We start from the raw sequence: 18862 nt of genomic DNA, 5'->3' as shown, positions 1-18862 counted from the left end.
AAAGGCGGATCGGACGGCAGAAGCAGACGCGCGACGCCAGCCCGCGCCGCCGCGGAGGATGAGCCACCGCGGCCGAGGCATCGGCTTTGCCGTCCGAAGGAGTGAAGCGATGTGGATGATTCCGCTAAGCGTCACGCTTGAGGTGAAAAGGACCCGGAGAGGCTGGCAAGTCATCCTCCGGGTCCAACTCTTCATCTAAGGCGACGGGTGTCGGAGTTAGCCGCTCCGGCACCCACTCCTCAAAATAGCCGGAAACCCCCGTGCCTTCAAGGAATGCCATGAGCGACACCGCCGCCTCCCGCCTCCAGGATATCAAGGCCCGCATCCGCACGGCCGAGGACGAGGCGGGTCGCGCGCCGGGCTCGGTCGAGCTCGTCGCCGTATCCAAGACCTTCGATGCCGATGCGATCCGGCCCGTCCTCCAGACCGGCCAGCGCGTCTTCGGCGAGAACCGGGTGCAGGAGGCGGCCGGCAAATGGCCGGCGCTGCGCGAGGAATTCGCGGGCGTCGAGCTGCACCTCATCGGGCCCCTCCAGTCCAACAAGACCGCCGAGGCAGTGGCGCTCTTCGACGTGATCGAGACGGTGGACCGCGAGAAGATCGCCCGCGAGATCGCCAAGGAGATCGCGCGCCAGGGCCGCACGCCGCGGCTCTACGTCCAGGTCGACATCGGCGAGGAGGAACAGAAGGCGGGCGTCCCGCCGCGCGAGGCCGTCGATTTCGTGCGCCGGTGCCGCGACGAGTTCGGCCTCGCGATCGAGGGCCTGATGTGCATTCCCCCGGTGGACGAGCATCCCGGTCCCTATTTCGCGCTTCTCCAGAAGCTCGCCGGCGAGGCCGGGGTCGAGAAGCTGTCCATGGGCATGTCGGGCGACTTCGAGCGCGCGATCCCGTTCGGGGCGACGAGCGTTCGCGTCGGCTCGGCGATCTTCGGCTCGCGCGGCTAGCGGCGGCGGGGCAGGGGAGGCGGCATCGCCGTCACCCTCGAGGCTGTAGGGCAGGACGAACCTGCGGGGGTCCCGTGCGATCCACGCGGGCGGGCGTCGGTTCCCGTGGGTGCCATGCGCCTTATATCCTGCCGTCCAGCCTCCGGGACGATGACCCGGCGAGGCCTGGCGGGCCGGCCCTTCGAGCCGGCGCGCCCTTGCAGCATTGGATCCCCGCCTTGAGCGAGCTTGCACCCCACCCGGCCTCCGTCCCCCCGCGCCTCGCCTACCGCACGGTCACCATGGCGGCGATCGTCCTCGGGATGCTGCTTCTCGTCGTCGTCTTCGCCTTTGCGGCGTCGGCCTTCTTCCTGATCTTCGCGGGGCTCCTGATCGCCGCGATCTTCTGCGGCCTCGCGCGGCTCCTGCAGCGGCTCGGGCTGCCGCGCATGGTGGCGCTCGGCCTCGTCTATCTCCTGACCTTCGCCCTCATCATCGCCCCCGTCGCCTGGGGCGGAGTGACGATCGTGCAGCAGTTCAACGATCTCCTGGCCGGCGTGCGCGATCAGGCCGACCAGCTGATGAGCCAGCTGAGCGCGCTCGGCCTGCCGGTCGAGAAGGAGATCACGTCCGGCGACCTCCAGTCGCTCCTGCCCGACCCGTCCGGTGTCGTGTCCTCGGCCGGCCGGGCGCTGTTCGGGGCACTGGGGGGCCTCGGCAACTTCTTCATCGTCCTGTTCCTGGCGATCTTCGTGTCGTGGCAGCCGAGCCTCTACCGAAACGGGCTGGTTTCGCTGTTCCCGAAGGAAAAGCGCGCGCGCATCGGCGAGGTGCTCGACCGCAGCGCCCACTCGCTCCTGATGTGGGTGGCGGGCGACGCCGTCTCGATGGCGCTGATCTTCTCGGTGTCCTGGGCGGGCCTCTGGGCGATCGGCGTCAACAACGCCTTCCTCCTGGCATTGCAGGCCGGGCTCCTCGCCTTCATCCCGACGCTCGGCGCCTTCGTCGCCGGCGTCATCATCGTGCTGGCGGCGCTGGCGCAGGGTGTCGACATGGCGCTCTGGGCGCTCGGCCTCTACGTCGTCCTGCAGGGCATCGAGAGCAACATCGCCCAGCCGATCGCCCAGCGCTACACGACCGCGCTGCCGCCCGCGCTCACCATGTCGGCGCAGGTGATCTTCGGCCTCCTGTTCGGCCTTCTCGGTTTCGTGCTCGCCGTGCCGGTGGTCGCCGTCCTGATGACGCTGGTGCAGGAACTCTACGTCCGCGACGTTCTCGGCGGTCCGGTGGAAGCCGAGGACGGGCGCTGAGGGCGGCTTTTCTGACGCGCGGCGGTTTTCTCGGCGCGCGACCCGTTCTAGGTTCACCTCCGCGCCGTCGGGAGCGGCGCCGGCACGAAGAGGTGCCGAGAGGAGGGAGACCTTTGACATGACCACCATCGCCGTGAAGGACGCCTGGAAGGCGGGCACGCAGATCACCGAGGCCGACTACGAGGCCTGGTATGCACGCAGCGTCTCCGACCCGGACGGCTTCTGGCGCGAGCACGGGGCACGGCTCGACTGGATCAAGCCCTACACGATGGTCAAGAACACCTCGTTCGAGCCCGGTGCCGTCTCGATCCGGTGGTTCGAGGACGGCACGCTCAATCTCTCCGCCAACTGCCTCGACCGGCACCTCGAGACCCGCGGCGACCAGACGGCGATCATCTGGGAAGGCGACGATCCCAAAGACGCCCGCCACATCACCTACCGCGAGCTTCACGCCGACGTCTGCCGCATGGCCAACGTCCTCAAGGGCATGGGCGTCGAAAAGGGCGATCGCGTCTCGATCTACCTGCCGATGATCCCGGAAGCGGCGGTGACGATGCTCGCCTGCGCCCGGCTCGGCGCGATCCATTCCGTGGTCTTCGGCGGCTTCTCGCCTGATGCGCTCGGCGGGCGCATGGAAGACTCCTCCTCCAAGGTGCTGGTCACCGCCGACGAGGGCCTTCGTGCGGGCCGCAAGGTGCCGCTGAAGGCCAATGCCGACAAGGCGCTCGGCATCGCCGCCAAGGCCGGCCACACGGTCGAGAAGGTGCTGGTGGTGCGCCGCACCGGGGCGGACGTCGCGATGGAGGGCGGCCGCGACCTCTGGTGGCACGAGGAGCGCGACAAGGTTTCGGCCGACTGCCCGCCCGCCGAGATGAGCGCCGAGGACCCGCTGTTCATCCTCTACACGTCGGGCTCGACCGGCAAGCCGAAGGGCGTCCTGCACACGACCGGCGGCTATCTCGTCTGGGCCTCGATGACGCACCAGTACGTCTTCGACTACCGGCCGGGCGAGGTATTCTGGTGCACCGCGGATGTGGGCTGGGTGACCGGCCACAGCTACACGGTCTACGGGCCGCTCGCCAACGGCGCGACGACGCTGATGTTCGAGGGCGTGCCGAACTACCCCGATGCCGGCCGCATGTGGCAGGTCGTCGACAAGCACAAGGTCAACATCTTCTACACCGCGCCGACGGCGATCCGGGCGCTGATGGGCGCGGGCGACGAGTTCGTCACCAGGTCCTCGCGCCAGTCCATCCGCCTCCTCGGCTCGGTCGGCGAGCCGATCAACCCGGAGGCCTGGAACTGGTACTATACGGTCGTTGGCGAGGAGCGCTGCGCGATCGTCGACACCTGGTGGCAGACCGAGACCGGCGGCATCCTGATCTCGCCGCTGCCGGGCGCCGTGGCGCTGAAGCCCGGCTCCGCGACCAAGCCCTTCTTCGGCGTCCGGCCCGAACTCGTCGATGCCGAGGGCAAGGTGCTGGAGGGCGCGGCCGACGGCAATCTGTGCATCGCCGATTCATGGCCCGGCCAGATGCGCACGGTCTACGGCGACCACGAGCGCTTCGAGCAGACCTATTTCTCGACCTATCCCGGCAAGTACTTCACCGGCGACGGCGCGCGCCGCGACGCGGACGGCTACTGGTGGATCACGGGCCGCGTCGACGACGTCATCAACGTGTCGGGCCACCGCATGGGCACGGCCGAGGTGGAATCCGCCCTCGTCTCGCATCCGAAGGTCTCGGAAGCCGCCGTCGTCGGCTACCCGCACGACGTGAAGGGGCAGGGGATCTACTGCTATGTCACCCTGATGGAGGGTGTGACGCCGTCGGACGAGTTGAAAAAGGAGCTCGTCGCCCACGTCCGCAACGAGATCGGCCCGATCGCCTCGCCCGACAAGATCCAGTGGGCGCCGGGCCTGCCGAAGACGCGCTCAGGGAAAATCATGCGCCGCATCCTGCGCAAGATCGCCGAGGACGAGTTCGGAGCCCTCGGCGACACCTCGACGCTGGCCGATCCCGGCGTCGTCGACGACCTGATCGAGAACCGCGAGAACCGCAAGGGCTGACGGCCTTGAGGGACCGGGGCGCCGCCCGAATGCGAAGGGCGCCCCGGTTCAAGGGTCCGGCCGGCGGGCGGTTTCCCCGGTCACGCCGATGCTGACGAAGAACTGGCCGAGCAGCACGCGGTCGAAATGGCCGTCCCATTCCCACATCCGGCGGTAGGCGGTCTTGGCCGACCAGGCCTCCTTGTAGGGACGGACCGAGGTGACGGCGTCGTAGACGTCGCAGATCGCGGCGATGCGCACCGCCTGGGACAGCTGGTCGCCCTGCAGCCCGTCGGGATAGCCGCGACCGTCGATCCGCTCGTGGTGATGGAGGCAGACGTCCCGCACCATGTCCGACACGTCCTGGCTCTGCAGGATCCGGAAGCCTTCGACCGGATGGGTCCGCACGATCTCGATTTCCTCCTCGCTGAGCGAGCCGGGCTTGCCGAGAATCTCGCTCGGCAGCGTCACCTTGCCGATGTCGTGGAGGAGGCCGGCGAGCCCCAGCTGCTGCACCATGTCCTCGTCGAGGTGCAGGAAGCGCCCGAAATGCGTCATCAAGGCGCAGACCGCGACGGAATGAAGAAAGCTGTACTCGTCCTTGGACTTCAGGCGCGTGATGCCGAGAAGCGCACGGGGGCGATGGCGCATCGCGACCGCGACCTCGTCCACCACGGCTCTCGCCTGGCCGGGATCGATCGAGGCCCCGTCGCGGATCGCGGCGAAGATCTGGCGCATCGCCGAATGGGTCCGGCGCAGCGTCTCCTTGGCCTTCGCCATCTCGGGGTCCGGGGCCGTCGAGGCGGCGGCCGCAACCTTCGGGGGCGCAAGAGGTGCGACCGGGCCCTGCGTCGGGCCGACGCCCTTGTCGAGATCGATCACGACGGCCGAGATGCGGCTGTCGCGGATGCGGGCCACCGCCGCGTCGTCGTCGATGCGATGGCTGCGGAACCAGATCGGCACGTCGATCCAGGCGCCCTCGACATGGTCGACGAACATGCCGATCCTTGCCTGACGCCGGTCGATCCGCAACAGCATCCAAAAGTCCCCCTGACTGAAGGGTACATTGACCGGGGAAGGTTTAAAGGGTGGTTTGCGATTTTCTTGCGGCTCGACCGATCGTCGCTTGAAAGATTCGGCGACAGGCGCCCCTTGCGCGTTCCCCCGACCGATCCCATACTCTGATCATGTTCAACGAAGCGAAAGGAGGTGATCCGATGTCGAGTGGTTTTCCTATGCCGGCCGGGTCCATGGATACGACGATGGTGAAGGGGCAGCCTTCTTCTCGCATCTGACAATCTGATGCGCCCTGCCTCAGGGTCCGCATCGGACCTGCCGGCGTGGCTTTGATCACGGAAAGGCCGCTCTCCCCGGAGAGCGGTCTTTTTCCATGCCCGTCCGACCCGCCGCTCGCGCATGGCAGGCCTGCATCGGAGACGGTTTCCACCGCCATCACGGGGACTTGACCAAGACACCCCCGAGGCGCATATCCCCATCGAGCCCTAGAGGTTCATCCCAGTCATCAGCCGATCCCGAGAGGATCATGTCCAGCAACGATCTCAGTCGATCGACCGAGCCGCTTTCGCGGTCGCGCCGGAGCTGATCCGTCGGCTCACCGGGCGACGTCCGCGACAAGCGGCCGGTCGTCCCAAAGGTGAGCCCATGAACGCGGCAATCCGTTACGTCGCCGGCCGTCTGCGCCGGACCACCGCCACCCGTGATCCCCACGAGGTGTTCGCCGAAGGCATGACCTTCGGGGAGCGCCTTGCCGACCGCGTCGCTGCCGTCGGCGGCTCGTGGAGCTTCATCATCGGCTTCGCGGTGTTCCTCGTCGCCTGGGCGGTGCTCAACACCGTGATCCTGGCGGCCAGCGCCTTCGATCCGTTTCCCTTCATCTTCCTGAACCTGATGCTCTCGATGCTGGCGGCGCTCCAGGCGCCGATCATCATGATGAGCCAGAACCGGCAGGCGGCGAAGGACCGTCTCGAGGCACGGCTCGACTACGAGACCAACATCCGCGCCGAGGCGCAGATCCTGGCTCTCTCGGACGAGCTGTCCGCCATGCGCGAGGACATGCGCCTCCTGATGGCGGCCGTCGGGGCGACGGGCGAGGAGCCCGCAGCGAAGGCCCGCCTTCAGGCGTAGAGGTCGGCCCGCGTCGGGGGCAGGCCCGACGGACCCTTGTCGCGTTTCGAGACGAGGGTCTGGTTGATCATCACCGTGCCGCGCTCGAAGGCGAGGGCGCAGCCGGCGAGATAGAGAAGCCAGAGGCGGGTGACGGGTGCGCCCGCTTCCGCGGCCGCGGCCTCGAAGTTCGCCTCCAGCCGCTCCGCCCAGATCCGGCACGTGCGCCCGTAGTGCTCGCGCCAGTTCTCGACGTCGTGCACCTCGAAGCGGTGCGCCTCGAGCTTCTGCAGCGAGTGGCCGATATAGTCGAGCTCGCCGCCCGGGAAGATGAATCGGGTGATGGCGCGATACTCGCGCGAGCCCTTGTGGAAGGTCTTCAGGTCCCGCTTGGCGGGCCGGGCGATCGTGTGGTGCAGGTAGAGCCCGCGCGGGCGCAGGAGCTTGCGCACGGCGCCGAAATAGGCGTCGTGGTTCCGGAAGCCGACATGCTCGAACATGCCGATCGAGGCGATCTTGTCGAACGTGCCGGTCAGCTCCTGGTAGGGCTTCAGCTCGATCGTGATCCGGTCCTCCAGCCCCGCCTCGCGCACGCGGCGCGTGGCCAGATCGAACTGGGCCTTGGACAGGGTGACGCCGTGCCCCGTCACGCCATGGCGCGAGGCGGCGTGGATCAGGAGCGCCCCCCAGCCGCAGCCGATGTCGAGGAAGCGCTCGCCGGGCTGGAGCCGCAGCTTGCGGCAGATCATCTCCAGCTTGTCTTCCTGCGCCTTGTCGATGTCGTCGTGCCAGCCATCGAAATAGGCGCAGGAGTAGACCATGCGCCGGTCGAGGAAGAGCTCGTAGAAGCGGTTCGAGACGTCGTAGTGGTACTGGATCGCCTGCTTGGTGGAGCCGCTGGCGCCGGCATCCGCGCCGGCTTCCGCGGTCGCGGCCGGGCCGGACTTGCGCAGCCGCCAGAGCGAGGGAAGGAGCGTGACGAGCCGGCGCTTGTCGAGCTTCTTCCAGGCGCCCTTCGCCTTGGCTCTCGCGCCGCGTTGTCCGGCAAGATCCAGGAACGAGCCGCCGACCACGTCGATCGTCCCGTCCATCCAGAAGCCGAGCAGCGTCTCGACGCGCGGGCTGAAGGCGAGGCGCGCGACCGCGTCGGCTCGGCGCACGAGAAGCGCCGGCCCGTCCGGCGCGCCGATCCGCTCGCCGGTCCACAGGACGACGGGAAAGCCGGGATCGAGCGTGCGCACGAGGTCGTCGATCGCGGCGGCGACGCGCGCCTCGTCAGCGGAGGGGGCAGGGGAGGGGGTCATGCGCACCAGCGTCTGCGTTTCACGTGAAACCCTTCTAGACCGCCGGCCGTCGCCCTGCCACCCGCCATCGCCGGTTTCAGGACGAGGGCGCCGCCTTCATCAGGACGATGCCGGACAGGATCAGCGCGGCGGCCAGAAGGCGCATCGGATGGGCGCTGTCGCCGAACCAGACGAGACCGACGAGAAACGCGCCGAGCGCGCCGATGCCGGTCCACACGGCATAGGCCGTGCCGAGCGGCAGGGTGCGCATGGCGGCGGCGAGAAGCCCGAAGCTGCCGAGCATCAACACGATGGTGAGGACGGTCGGCACGAGCCTGGAGAAGCCGGCCGACTGCTTCATTGCCGACGCCCAGCCGATTTCGAGAAGGCCGGCGACGACCAGATAGACCCAGGGCATCATGTGTCCCGCGTTGTGCGAACCGGGTCGTCCCGAAAGGAAGGGCGCTCGATGCGCCGGGGCGCGGTCGTCCGCTGCCCCGGTCCTGCAGATGGGACCGGGGCCGCCGGGTTCAAGGCATGCGAGACCCGTCAGCCGCGCCCGGCGCCCGCGCCCTCGCGCCGCGCGCCGACCGTCGCGCACCAGTCGCGGCGGCGTCCGCCGTCATAGGCATCGACGAGGCCTTCGCGCAGCAACCGGGCGCCGAGGTCGCTCTCGCCCGAGGTCGCGACGTCGGCGAGCACGCGTCCGAAATACTTGTCGCCCGAGACCCGCGTCAGCCAGACCGGCCCCTTGCCGACGAGGGCGGCGAGGCGGTCGCGCGCGTCGCGGGCCGCCGCCGTCTCGGCCGCGCAAGCGCCCTTCAGCTCCGGCGCGTCGACGCCGCGCAGGCGCACGGCGACCTGCACCGTCTGCATCGGCCAGATCAGCGCCTCGACCTCGATCGTGTCGCCGTCGCGCACCTTCATCACATGCGCGAGCACCGGGCCGCCGACCTCGCGCGGAAGCTCCTGCGCAAGGCTCGGCGAGATGCCCGACAGGGCGAGAAGCAGGGGGAGGGCGAGTCTCATCGATCCAGTCTGGCACGGCTAGGGTTAAATTCCCATAACCGGCCTGCTTCTCGAATGTTCCCGGCGCGGTTCGACGTCCGCGCAGGACCTCTATCCTACAACATTCAAAAGTCGGAGATGATGCCGTTCTTTTCCCAGTCGCCGAAGCGCGTCGGCTCGGCGCCGCCGCGCCCGTTCACCTCCTCCGGTCGGCGCGCCTTCTCCTCGGCGGCGCGGCGCGCCTCGGCCTCCTCCAGCGCGCGGCGGGCAGCGGGCGGCAGGTCCTCGCGGCGCCTCGGCGAAGGCTCGGGCGCCGGGGTGGGAGCTGAGATGTCGGACATGGTCGGGCTCACGGCAACGGGATCGGATCGAGGCGGGACGGCAGCCCCGCCGGCGTTGACCGGGCGGGGGAGGGTCCCCAGTTGATTTCGCAACAGATCGGCGACCGGACCCCGCTTGGCAAGTGCGGCGGCCGGTCCCGCCCCCGGGAGGCCCGCGACCCATGAACCACGTGAAGACCGCCATGCTGATCGCCGGGATGACGGCCCTCTTCATGGGGGTCGGCTTCCTCATCGGGGGCGGGCGCGGGATGGCGGTCGCCTTCGTGATCGCCGCGGCGATGAACCTCTTCTCCTACTGGAACGCCGACAAGATGGTGCTGCGCATGCACCACGCGCGGGAAGTGGATGGGCTGAGCGCGCCCGAATACTATCGCATCGTCGCCGAACTCGCCGCGCGCGCCGGCCTGCCGATGCCGCGGGTCTACGTCATCGAGAACGACCAGCCGAACGCCTTTGCCACCGGCCGCAACCCGCAGAACGCCGCCGTCGCGGCCACGACCGGCCTCCTGCAGCGCCTGACGCCCGAGGAGGTCGCCGGGGTGATGGCGCACGAACTCGCCCACGTCCAGAACCGCGACACCTTGACGATGACCGTCACGGCGACGCTGGCCGGCGCGATCTCGATGCTCGGCAACTTCGCCTTCTTTTTCAGTGGCAGCCGCGACAACAACAACCCGCTCGGCGGAATCGGCGTGCTGCTCGCGATGATCGTCGCGCCGTTTGCCGCGATGATCGTGCAGATGGCGATCTCGCGCACCCGCGAATATTCGGCCGACCGCCGCGGCGCCGAAATCTGCGGCAACCCGATGTGGCTCGCCTCCGCGCTCGCCAAGATCGCCAACGCCGCCGGCCGCACGGTGAACGTCGACGCCGAGCGCAATCCGGCGACGGCCCACATGTTCATCATCAACCCGCTGAACGGTCAGCGCATGGACGGGCTGTTCTCGACCCATCCCGACACGCAGAACCGCATCGACGCGCTCGCCGCGATGGCGGGCGAGATGGGCTCGATGACGATGTCGCCCCGCGCCCCGGCGGCACCCGCCGCCACGCCGGCTCGCCCGGGTCCCTGGAGCCGCGCCGGCCGCACGGCGAAGCCGCGCAAGGGGCCCTGGGGATGAGGGGGAGGCTAGAGCGTTGTCCGACCGGGTGGGATGGTTGGAATGGCGGTGATGTCGCGTTGCGGCAAAGCCGAGGAAGAAGCGATGCCGGCGCATCGTGACCGACGACCGAGGCCGACGCGGAGCGAAGGCCCCGCCTTGCAGCGGGCGTCCATAGGGCGATGACGACCGTTCGAGCCGGTCGGAACGCGCTCTAGCTCTCGCGCTGCGGCTCGAGAAGCGGCGGCGTCGAGCGCGCGCCCATCATCCGGGCGGCGCCGAGCGCATCCAGTCCCTCGGGCGTGCGCCGCGCCGGGTCGGCGCCGTGCGCGAGAAGCAGCGCGACCATCTCGGCGCGATCGAACATCGCCGCCATCATCAGCGCCGTGCGCCCGTCGGGCCCCGCCGCATCGACGCGCGCGCCCCCGTCCAGAAGCGCACGCGCCGCCTCCGTCTCGCCCTTGAAGGCGGTGCCGGCGAGCGGCGTCTGCCCGCGGTCGTTCGCCCGATCGGGATCGGCGCCGTGCGCCAGAAGCAGCCGCACGGCCTCGGCCTGCCCATGGTAGCTCGCCAGCATCACGAGCGTGTCGCCCTTGTCGTTGGCAAGGTTTGCGGGCAGGCCGCCGACGAGAAGCGGCTCGAGCGTTCCCGTGTCCCCGTCGCGCGCCGCCTGGAACACGCGCGCGGCAAAGGCGAGCGTCGCATCGTCGGGCGGGGCGTCGGCCATCTCTCTGACTCCTTGGAGGTCGCCTCTCCTGTGCCGCGTGAGAGGACGGCGCGCAACCCAGGCCACGCGGCGGGCTTGCCCCGGCGGCCTGGCCAGCCCATAGCATCGGCGATGACAAAGCCGCCCAGCCCCAAGCGCCCGTTCAAGACCGCCAAGCCTGCCCAGGCGGGAAAGCCCCTTCGGCCGGCAAGGCCCCAGCCGCCGGAACGCCCGGGCCTGTCCAGCCGGCGCGTCGCCGCGCGCCTCCTCGCGGCGGTGGTCGACACGCGCACCTCGCTCGACGGACTGACCGACCGCGGCCACGGGCATCCCGAGTTCCGCGCGCTGGAGCCACGCGACCAGGCGCTGGTGAAGGCGATCCTCACCGTGGCGCTGCGCCGTCGCGGCACGATCGAGGCGGTGATCGCGGCCTGCATCGAGAAGCCGCTACCGGGCGGCGCGGCCTCGCTCCGACACATCCTGCATGTCGGCGCGGCGCAGATCCTGTTCCTCGACGTGCCGGACGCGGCGGCGGTCGATCTCGCCGTCAGCCAGGCCGATGCCGACCCGCGCTCCCAGCGCTTCGCCAAGCTGGTGAACGCCGTGCTGCGCCGCATCGCGCGCGAGCGCGACGCGCTCCTCGCCTCCGTCGACGATTCCCGGCTCGACACGCCGGCCTGGCTGTTTCAGCGCTGGGCCGCCGCCTATGGCGAGGCGGAGGCGGAACGGATCGCGGCGATCCACCGCGTGCCGGCGCCGCTCGATTTCACCGCCCGGCGCGACCCCGCGGCGGTCGCCGCCGAGATCGGCGGCGAGGTGCTGCCGACCGGCACCGTGCGCCTGTCCGGCGGCGAAGGGCTCGTCGGTGACATGCCGGGCTTTGCGGCCGGCAACTGGTGGGTGCAGGACGCGGCGGCCGCGCTGCCCGCGCGCCTCTTCGGCGACCTCCGCGGTCGCCGGGCCGCGGATCTCTGCGCCGCTCCGGGCGGCAAGACGGCGCAATTGGCGGCGGCCGGCGCCCGCGTCACCGCGCTCGACATCTCGGCCTCGCGTCTGCGCCGCCTGAAGGAGAACTTCGCCCGCCTCGGCCTCGAAGCGGAGACGGAGGTCGGCGACCTTGCCGCCTTCCGGCCGGACGAGCCCTTCGACGCCGTGCTCCTCGACGCGCCGTGCTCGTCAACCGGCACGATCCGTCGCCACCCCGACGTCGCCTGGACCAAGACCGCCGAGGAGGTGGAGAAGCTCGCCGGCGTCCAGGCCCGCATGCTGCGCCAGGCGGCCGGCCTCGTCGCACCGGGCGGGCTTCTCGTCTTCTCGAACTGCTCGCTCGATCCGGTCGAGGGCGAAGAGGTCGCCCGCGCCTTCCTCGCCGAGCATCCGGAATTTGCGCTGGAGCCGGTGCGGCCGGACGAGGTGCCCGGCCTCGAGGCCGCCGTCACCGGCGAGGGCTTCCTGCGCACGACGCCCGCCATGCTCGCGCGCGGGACGCCGGACGTCTCCGGCCTCGACGGGTTCTTCGCCGCAAGGTTGCGCCGCCGGGCGTGATCCGTTGACGAACAAGGCCTTGCCCGCAAGGTCCGCATCAGCCTGCCGCCTTCCGGTTGCAGCGCTTTAAGCTTCCGTTAACCCTGTTGGCCGAAATTGGCCCCGGAACATCCCGCGCCCCGACCGGGTCGCGGATCAACGGGGGCGTCTTTGGGCGGGGGAATGCGGATGACGACGGGCTTCGTCGACGAGCCTCGCCTGGCCGGCCTGATGGCGCGCGAAATCGCGCGCCGCGCCCTGTCGCGCCTCGGCGCCCTCCTGCGCCACCCTCTGCCGTTCGCCGGCGGTGCGCAGCTTCCCGCGGCAGCGCTCCACGACCTTCGCCGCGGCGATCCCTCAATCGCGCGCGGCTTCTATGTCGGCCATGTCTGGCTGGCGGGTCAGCTCGTCGAACTGAACGGCCGCTCGCCCTTCGCGCTGAAGGACGAGGCGCGTCCCTGGCGCGCCGAGCTGCACGGGTTCGGCTGGCTGCGCCATTTCGCCCGCGCCGCGGACGCCCTGTCCTGCGAGCACGCCCGCTCGCTGGTCGGCGACTGGCTGCGCCTCGGCCGCCGCCAGCGCACCGCGCTCGCCTACGAGCACGAGATCGCGGCCGGCCGGGTGCTCGCCTGGATCGCCCATGCGCCGACCATCCTGTCGGGCGCCGACGCCGCCTTCGCCGAACGCTTCGCACGGGGCCTTGCCGCCGAGACGCGCCATCTGCGCCGCATGGCGGGCTCGGCGCCCGCCGGCATGGCGCGGCTGCGCGTGCGCATCGCGCTGGTCGCTGCCGGGCTCGTCCAGCCGGGCGCCGCCAACGCCGTGCGTCAGGCGGCGAGGGTACTCGGCGAGGAACTCGACGCGCAGGTCCATGCCGATGGCGGCCACGTGTCGCGAAACCCCGCCGCGGTCTCGCAGATCCTCGCCGAACTCGTGCCGCTGCGCGCGCTGTTCGACGAGCGCGGCGTGCCGGCCACGCGCGCCGTCTTCGGCGCGGTCGACCGCATGCTGCCGGCGCTGCGCTTCTTCCGCCACGGCGACGGCTCGCTCGCCCTTTTTAACGGCGCCGGCGCGCCGGACCACCACCTCTCCGCCGCCCTTCTCGCGCACGACGAGACGCTCGGCGAGCCGATCAGCCAGATGCGCCAGTCCGGCTACCATCGCCTCGCCGCCGGCCGCACCGTGATGCTCGCCGACACCGGCGTGCCGCCCGCCCCCGACGTCTCGCACGACGCCCATGCCGGCACGCTCGCGCTCGAGTTCTCCTCCGGCGGTCGCCGCTTCGTCGTCAACTGCGGTGCGCCGGTGCGCATCGAGGGCGGCTGGCGCCGCCTGTCGCGCACCACCGCCGCCCATTCGACGCTCACCCTCAACGACCAGTCCTCCTCGCGCTTCTCGCGCTCCGAGGCCGTCGACCGCTTCCTCGGCGGCCCGCTCCTGCCGGGCCCGACCCGCGTGCCGGTGAACCGCGAGGAATCGCACGAGGGCCAGGTCCTCACCGCCGCCCACGACGGCTACCGCCAGCCCTTTGGCTTCGTGCACGAGCGCCAGCTCTTCCTGTCGCGCGACGGGCGGCGCATCGAGGGGATCGACCGCCTCTTCCAGGCCGCCGGCCGCCCCCACCGCATGGCCTGCGACGAGCCGATGGGGACGCTCCGCTTCCACCTCCATCCCGACGTCGAGGTCGAGACGGCCGGCGAGGGGCTCCGCCTCGTCCACGGCGAGGAGGTCTGGTGGTTCTTCTCCGACGGCGCGCCGCAGCTGGAAGAATCGATCTTCTTCGCCGATGCCGCAGGTCCCCGCCGCACGCGGCAGATCGTCCTGCCGCTCGACTGCCTCGACCGCACCGACCTCAACTGGCGCTTCGAACGGCAGGCCTGAAGCGACGCGGGGGCATGTCGCCCTATCTCCTCCGGCAACCACCCGGAGAAACGCTCATGCATCGCCTCTGTCTCGGCCTCGGCCTTGTCCTCCTCCTGTCCGGCTGCGGGGGGATGAACCGCGCGGTCGGGGTGCTGCCCAATACGCTGGACAGCCTCGGCGGCCGCACCCCGCCGGCCGCGGCGCCCGAGACGCCGAGCGCGGGAAGCCCGGTCCGCCCGGCCCAGCCGGGCGACGCGGCGCTCGCCGTCAGGCCCTGACCGCGTGGCCGCTCGCGATGTGTTGAGGCGGCTTCTGAAATCCCCGTCTCGCCAAGCGCGCCCGAGCGGACTAGCTTTCACCGCATCGCATGCACGGGAGTTCGGCTCCTGGCCGCCCGCTCCCGCCGGTCCGACCGGCCTTGAACGATCCGACCGGTTCTTCCTCGGCCAGAGGAGAACGGACCCATGAGAGCTCTGCCGCTCGACGCCTCCCGGCTGACCGGCCATCGCCTGCCCGTCATCCGCCGCATCACCACCGCCGACCTGACCCTCAGCCTCGCTCGGGGCCTCGACGACTTCCGCCGCCGCCCGACGCATCTCGTGTTCCTGGCGGCGATCTACCCGATCGCCGGCATCGCGATCGCGCTGGCGGCGACCAACGCCAACGCCTTCCCGATCCTGTTTCCGCTGGTGGCCGGTTTCGCGCTGGTCGGCCCCGTCGCCGCGCTCGGCTTCTACGAGATCAGCCGGCGCGAGGAGCGCGGCGAGCATCCGACGTGGCGCGAGGCCTTCGGCGTCCTCCACAGCCCCGCCCGAGGTGTCATCGCGCGCGTCGCGCTGACGCTCTTCGCCCTCTTCGCGCTTTGGCTCCTCAGCGCAGAGGGCCTCTTCTCGCGTCTGGCGCCGGACATCGAGGCCACGAGCTATCCGGCGTTTCTCGAGGCGCTGATGGCGACGCCCGCCGGCTGGGCGCTTCTCGCGGTCGGCCATCTCGTCGGCTTCCTGTTCGCGGCCGTCGCCTTCTCGATCGGCGCCCTGTCGCTGCCGCTCGTCCTCGACCGGGGCTATGGCGCGGGCGAGGCGATGGCGGCCTCGGTGGCCGCCGTGCGGGCCAATCCGCTGACCATGGCGGTCTGGGCAGCGATTGTCGCGGGGCTCGTGATCCTCGGCTCGCTGCCGCTTCTCGTCGGTCTCGCGGTGGTGCTGCCGGTCCTCGGCCACGCGACCTGGCACCTTTACCGGCGCGTCATGGCCTGACCCCGAGCGACGGGAGCGGTTGTGCGGCGCGCCCGCCCGTCCTATGGGGGCGGCACGAACGGCGCGCCTTCGGCCGGAGGCGGCGCCCCATGCCGCCTTCGAAAAGGATGCTCCCCATGGCCGTCGCCGCCAACCGCACCCCCGCTCCCGACCGCCACAAGGTCGCCCGCGCCCTCCTGTCGGTGTTCGACAAGGCCGGCATGGTGGATCTGGCGCGCGGGCTCGTCGAACTCGGCGTCGAACTCGTCTCGACCGGCGGTTCGCGTGCGGCGCTGGAAGCCGCGGGTCTGCCGGTGCGTGACGTCTCGGAGCTGACCGGCTTTCCCGAGATCATGGACGGCCGCGTCAAGACGCTGCATCCGAACGTCCACGGCGGGCTTCTCGGCATCCGCGCCGACCCGGCGCATGCCGGCGCGATGGAGACGCACGGCATCCACGGCATCGACCTTCTCGTCGTCAACCTCTACCCGTTCGCCGAGACCGTGGCGTCGGGCGCCGACCGCGCCTCGATCATCGAGAACATCGACATCGGCGGTCCCGCGATGATCCGCGCCGGCGCCAAGAACCACGCCTACGTTTCGGTCCTCACCGACCCGGCCGACTACACGGCGTTCCTCGAAGAGCTTCGCGAGAACGGAGGGGCGGTCGGCCTCGAACGTCGCCGGAGCCTCGCCGCCAAGGCCTTCGGCATGACAGCGGCCTATGACGCGGCGGTCTCCACCTGGTTCGCGGGCGAGACCGGCGATGCGGCCCCGGCGCGGCGCGCCTTCGCCGGCACGCTCGCCTCGTCGCTCCGCTACGGCGAGAACCCGCACCAGTCGGCCGCCTTCTATCTCGACGGCTCGCAGCGTCCCGGCGTCGCCACCGCGCGGCAGGTGCAGGGCAAGGAGCTGTCCTACAACAACATCAACGACACCGACGCCGCGTTCGAACTCGTCGCCGAGTTCGACGCCGCCCGCACGGCGGCCGTCGCGATCATCAAGCACGCCAATCCCTGCGGCGTCGCGGAAGGCGCCTCGATCCTCGACGCCTACGAGCGCGCGCTCGCCTGCGACCCGGTGTCGGCCTTCGGCGGCATCGTGGCGCTGAACCGGCGGCTCGACGCGACGTCGGCCGCCGAGATCGTCAAGGTCTTCACCGAGGTCATCATCGCGCCCGACGCCGACGAGGAGGCGATCGCGCTGGTGGCGGCCAAGAAGAACCTGCGCCTGCTGCTCACCGGCGGCCTGCCTGACCCGCGGGCGGCGGGGCTCCTGGTGAAATCGGTGGCGGGTGGTCTCCTCGTCCAGTCGCGCGATTCCGGCACGGTGGACGCGCTCGACCTCAAGGTGGTGACGAAGCGCGCGCCGAGCGAGGCCGAGATGGCGGACCTTCGCTTTGCCTTCCGCGTCGCCAAGCACGTGAAGTCCAATGCCATCGTCTACGCCCGGAATCTTGCGACCGTCGGCATCGGCGCCGGCCAGATGAGCCGCGTCGATTCGGCCCGCATCGCCGCCCGCAAGGCCGAGGACGCCGCGCAAGGCGCCGGCGGCCCGGTGCTGACGCAAGGCTCGGTCGTCGCCTCCGACGCCTTCTTCCCCTTCGCCGACGGCCTTCTGTCGGCGGTCGCCGCCGGCGCGCGCGCGGTGATCCAGCCCGGTGGCTCGATGCGCGACGCCGAGGTGATCCAGGCGGCCGACGACAACGACATCGCCATGGTCTTCACCGGCATGCGCCACTTCCGCCACTGACGGACGATCTTTCCCGTCGCGTCGCGCAAGGGGGCTGAGCGGATTTGATATTCTCGGTCCTCCCGTTCGCGACGAGCCTCGCCGGCATCGCCCTCTGGCGTCGGTACCGGCTGGCGGCCGTCGCGTTTCTCGCCGTCGCGGCGGTCTACACCGCCATCGGCTGGTACGTGCGAGACGTTGCCATCCGCTCGTTCGACGCTTCGGCGGCAACTGCCTTGTTCGTCGAGACGATCGGGTTTCCGGCAGCTCTGGTTCAGCTGGAGCCCTATCCCGCAATCCGAGAGTTCCCGCGCCGCGCTCGGAATGACGAACGATGGAACTGCGAGAGCGTCCGGGTTCAGAACGCCTACCACCACCTCACGAATTTCACGAACAAGCTCCTGATCTGCTCCAAGCTTGACGGCAGCTATGCCCTTGGAACGAACGTGATCACGCCATCCAACGATCTCGCCCTCTTCGGCCAATCGATATGGACCGCGCCGGCCGTGTCAAACGGCCCTTATCGGTACTTCGCAGTGAACATGGACTATCCATGCGACCGGGCACGGTCGATGATGGGGCTGTACGGCGCCAGGGGCGACTACCGGCGACAAGCCGTCTGGGACTGCGGCGACTAAGACGCGTCGTGGCTTGCAGCCAGAGGTAACCCCCTTGGGTCGGGCAGAACATCCGGCTCCGACCTGCGGAGTTCCAAACCCTACGCCTCTGCGTCCGGCAGGACGTAGCCGACCGTCGCCTGCGCGACGAGCCGGCGGTCGTCGCCCTGCCACAGGCGGACGTCGACCGTCGCGGTGCGGCGGCCGAGCTTCAGGAGGTCGGCGTCCGCAAACACCGGCTCGGGCCGGCAGGGGCGCAGGAAGGCGATCGACAGGGTGCTGGTGAGCGCCATCGCCTCCGGCCCGTGATGGGCGGCGATCACCGCGTAGGCGGCGACATCGGCGAGCGCCATCAGCGTCGGGCCTGACACGATCGCGCCCGGCCGCAGCATCGCAGGCTGCGGGTCGAGGCGCATCCGCAGGCGTCCCGGCCGAAGCTCGACCAGCGTGCCGAGCGCGGGCCGCGCGTCGGGCGGAAAGGCGGCGTCGAGGAAATCGGAGACCTGCCCGAGCGTCAGGCGGGGCACGAGAGGGGCGGCGGGGGCGAGCGGGTCCATCCGTCCGGCTTAGCAAGCCGCCGGTCCGCCCGCCACCGGCACCTTTCCGCAGGACCGCGGTGCGGGAGCGATCGCCGCCGGTCGGCGTTGTTCAGGGCGAACAGGAGCCCTCCGATGACCCATCGCATAACGACCGCCCTTTGCGCCGCGCTGCTCGGGAGCGCCGCGCCCGCTGGCGCCCAGACCACCAGCCCGGCGACGCCCGCGCCGAGCGTTCCCGATAGGGGGGCGCAAGCGATCCCGCCCTCGACCGATCCCTGCGCGGCCCAGCCCCATGGCGCCGACGGCCAGACGCTGAGCGGCCAGCTCGCCGACTGCGGCGGGGTCCTGACGCCGCCGCCCACCGGCACGTCCGGCATCGAGGCACCGGTGCCGGACCCCGACCCGGGCACGACGCCGGTGATTCCGCCGAGCGTGGTGCCCGATCAGCCGAACGGAACGGGAAGCGCCAACCCGACCTGAGCGCCGGGGCGACGCCCCGCCCGCCGCAC

19 protein-coding genes are annotated in these 18862 nt (G+C 70.6%); 12 read left to right on the top strand and 7 right to left on the bottom strand.

Annotated features, from left to right (window positions below; translation table 11 throughout):
• Window positions 1–278: 278 nt before the first annotated feature.
• From ACLNGM_RS03480 to acs, 3 genes are all read left to right on the top strand, one after another.
• Window positions 279–947, top strand: a complete 669-nt coding sequence (locus tag ACLNGM_RS03480; RefSeq protein WP_416357203.1) for a YggS family pyridoxal phosphate-dependent enzyme — start codon at window positions 279–281, stop codon at window positions 945–947.
• A gap of 218 nt (window positions 948–1165) precedes the next feature.
• Window positions 1166–2236, top strand: a complete 1071-nt coding sequence (locus ACLNGM_RS03475) for an AI-2E family transporter (protein WP_416357202.1) — start codon at window positions 1166–1168, stop codon at window positions 2234–2236.
• 118 nt (window positions 2237–2354) lie between these two features.
• The gene (gene acs, locus ACLNGM_RS03470) at window positions 2355–4304 is read left to right on the top strand and encodes an acetate--CoA ligase (protein WP_416357201.1); all 1950 of its coding nucleotides are present in this window, start codon (window positions 2355–2357) and stop codon (window positions 4302–4304) included.
• 48 nt (window positions 4305–4352) lie between these two features.
• Here the strand turns inward: acs and ACLNGM_RS03465 are convergent, their stop codons facing one another.
• Entirely contained in the window at window positions 4353–5321 is a 969-nt protein-coding gene (locus ACLNGM_RS03465; protein WP_416357200.1) for an HD-GYP domain-containing protein, read from the bottom strand.
• Between the two features lie 624 nt (window positions 5322–5945).
• Between ACLNGM_RS03465 and ACLNGM_RS03460 the strand changes: the two genes are divergently transcribed.
• A complete protein-coding gene (locus ACLNGM_RS03460) occupies window positions 5946–6428 on the top strand; it encodes a DUF1003 domain-containing protein (protein WP_416357199.1) in 483 nt (160 codons plus the stop codon).
• Here the strand turns inward: ACLNGM_RS03460 and ACLNGM_RS03455 are convergent.
• From ACLNGM_RS03455 to ACLNGM_RS03440, 4 genes are all read right to left on the bottom strand, one after another.
• A complete protein-coding gene (locus ACLNGM_RS03455; protein WP_416357198.1) occupies window positions 6419–7711 on the bottom strand; it encodes a class I SAM-dependent methyltransferase in 1293 nt (430 codons plus the stop codon). The two genes, ACLNGM_RS03460 and ACLNGM_RS03455, sit on opposite strands and share 10 nt — an antisense overlap.
• A 76-nt stretch (window positions 7712–7787) precedes the next feature.
• A complete protein-coding gene (locus tag ACLNGM_RS03450; protein WP_416358379.1) occupies window positions 7788–8108 on the bottom strand; it encodes a DMT family transporter in 321 nt (106 codons plus the stop codon).
• 131 nt (window positions 8109–8239) lie between these two features.
• Window positions 8240–8719, bottom strand: a complete 480-nt coding sequence (locus ACLNGM_RS03445; RefSeq protein WP_416357197.1) for a thermonuclease family protein — start codon at window positions 8717–8719, stop codon at window positions 8240–8242.
• A gap of 104 nt (window positions 8720–8823) precedes the next feature.
• Window positions 8824–9039, bottom strand: coding sequence for a DUF1674 domain-containing protein (locus tag ACLNGM_RS03440; RefSeq protein WP_416357196.1), 216 nt, complete (start codon window positions 9037–9039; stop codon window positions 8824–8826).
• A gap of 161 nt (window positions 9040–9200) precedes the next feature.
• Here ACLNGM_RS03440 and htpX point away from each other — a divergent pair, with 161 nt between their 5' ends.
• Window positions 9201–10160 (top strand): zinc metalloprotease HtpX, encoded by a 960-nt coding sequence (gene htpX / locus ACLNGM_RS03435; RefSeq protein ID WP_416357195.1) that lies wholly within the window; start codon window positions 9201–9203, stop codon window positions 10158–10160.
• A gap of 193 nt (window positions 10161–10353) precedes the next feature.
• Here htpX and ACLNGM_RS03430 read toward each other — a convergent pair whose 3' ends face one another.
• Complete coding sequence (locus ACLNGM_RS03430; RefSeq protein WP_416357194.1) at window positions 10354–10866, bottom strand: ankyrin repeat domain-containing protein; 513 nt, start codon at window positions 10864–10866, stop codon at window positions 10354–10356.
• Between the two features lie 111 nt (window positions 10867–10977).
• On the opposite strand from ACLNGM_RS03430, the gene ACLNGM_RS03425 reads away from it, so the two are divergent.
• The 6 genes from ACLNGM_RS03425 (at window position 10978) to ACLNGM_RS03400 (ending at window position 17835) form a co-directional block, all read left to right on the top strand.
• On the top strand, window positions 10978–12390 hold the full coding sequence (locus tag ACLNGM_RS03425) for an RsmB/NOP family class I SAM-dependent RNA methyltransferase (RefSeq protein ID WP_416357193.1): 1413 nt from the start codon (window positions 10978–10980) through the stop codon (window positions 12388–12390).
• 168 nt (window positions 12391–12558) lie between these two features.
• Entirely contained in the window at window positions 12559–14250 is a 1692-nt protein-coding gene (locus tag ACLNGM_RS03420) for a heparinase II/III domain-containing protein (protein WP_416357192.1), read from the top strand.
• 56 nt (window positions 14251–14306) lie between these two features.
• Window positions 14307–14510, top strand: a complete 204-nt coding sequence (locus ACLNGM_RS03415; RefSeq protein WP_416357191.1) for a hypothetical protein — start codon at window positions 14307–14309, stop codon at window positions 14508–14510.
• A 186-nt stretch (window positions 14511–14696) separates the two neighbouring features.
• Window positions 14697–15488, top strand: a complete 792-nt coding sequence (locus tag ACLNGM_RS03410) for a DUF2189 domain-containing protein (protein ID WP_416357190.1) — start codon at window positions 14697–14699, stop codon at window positions 15486–15488.
• Between the two features lie 116 nt (window positions 15489–15604).
• Window positions 15605–17218, top strand: coding sequence for a bifunctional phosphoribosylaminoimidazolecarboxamide formyltransferase/IMP cyclohydrolase (purH, locus tag ACLNGM_RS03405; RefSeq protein ID WP_416357189.1), 1614 nt, complete (start codon window positions 15605–15607; stop codon window positions 17216–17218).
• A gap of 44 nt (window positions 17219–17262) precedes the next feature.
• Window positions 17263–17835 carry a hypothetical protein gene (locus ACLNGM_RS03400; protein ID WP_416357188.1) on the top strand — a complete coding sequence of 191 codons (573 nt, stop codon included), beginning with the start codon at window positions 17263–17265 and terminating at the stop codon, window positions 17833–17835.
• 80 nt (window positions 17836–17915) lie between these two features.
• Here the strand turns inward: ACLNGM_RS03400 and ACLNGM_RS03395 are convergent, their stop codons facing one another.
• The gene (locus ACLNGM_RS03395) at window positions 17916–18371 is read right to left on the bottom strand and encodes a PaaI family thioesterase (protein ID WP_416357187.1); all 456 of its coding nucleotides are present in this window, start codon (window positions 18369–18371) and stop codon (window positions 17916–17918) included.
• Between the two features lie 114 nt (window positions 18372–18485).
• Here ACLNGM_RS03395 and ACLNGM_RS03390 point away from each other — a divergent pair, with 114 nt between their 5' ends.
• The gene (locus ACLNGM_RS03390; protein ID WP_416357186.1) at window positions 18486–18833 is read left to right on the top strand and encodes a hypothetical protein; all 348 of its coding nucleotides are present in this window, start codon (window positions 18486–18488) and stop codon (window positions 18831–18833) included.
• Window positions 18834–18862: the final 29 nt, after the last annotated feature.

The organism is Aureimonas phyllosphaerae (assembly GCF_047943035.1).
GTDB classification, from domain to species: Bacteria; Pseudomonadota; Alphaproteobacteria; order Rhizobiales; family Rhizobiaceae; genus Aureimonas; species Aureimonas phyllosphaerae.
The sequence above is the reverse complement of the archived record's forward strand: the minus strand, read 5'-3'. Positions and strand labels throughout refer to the sequence as shown.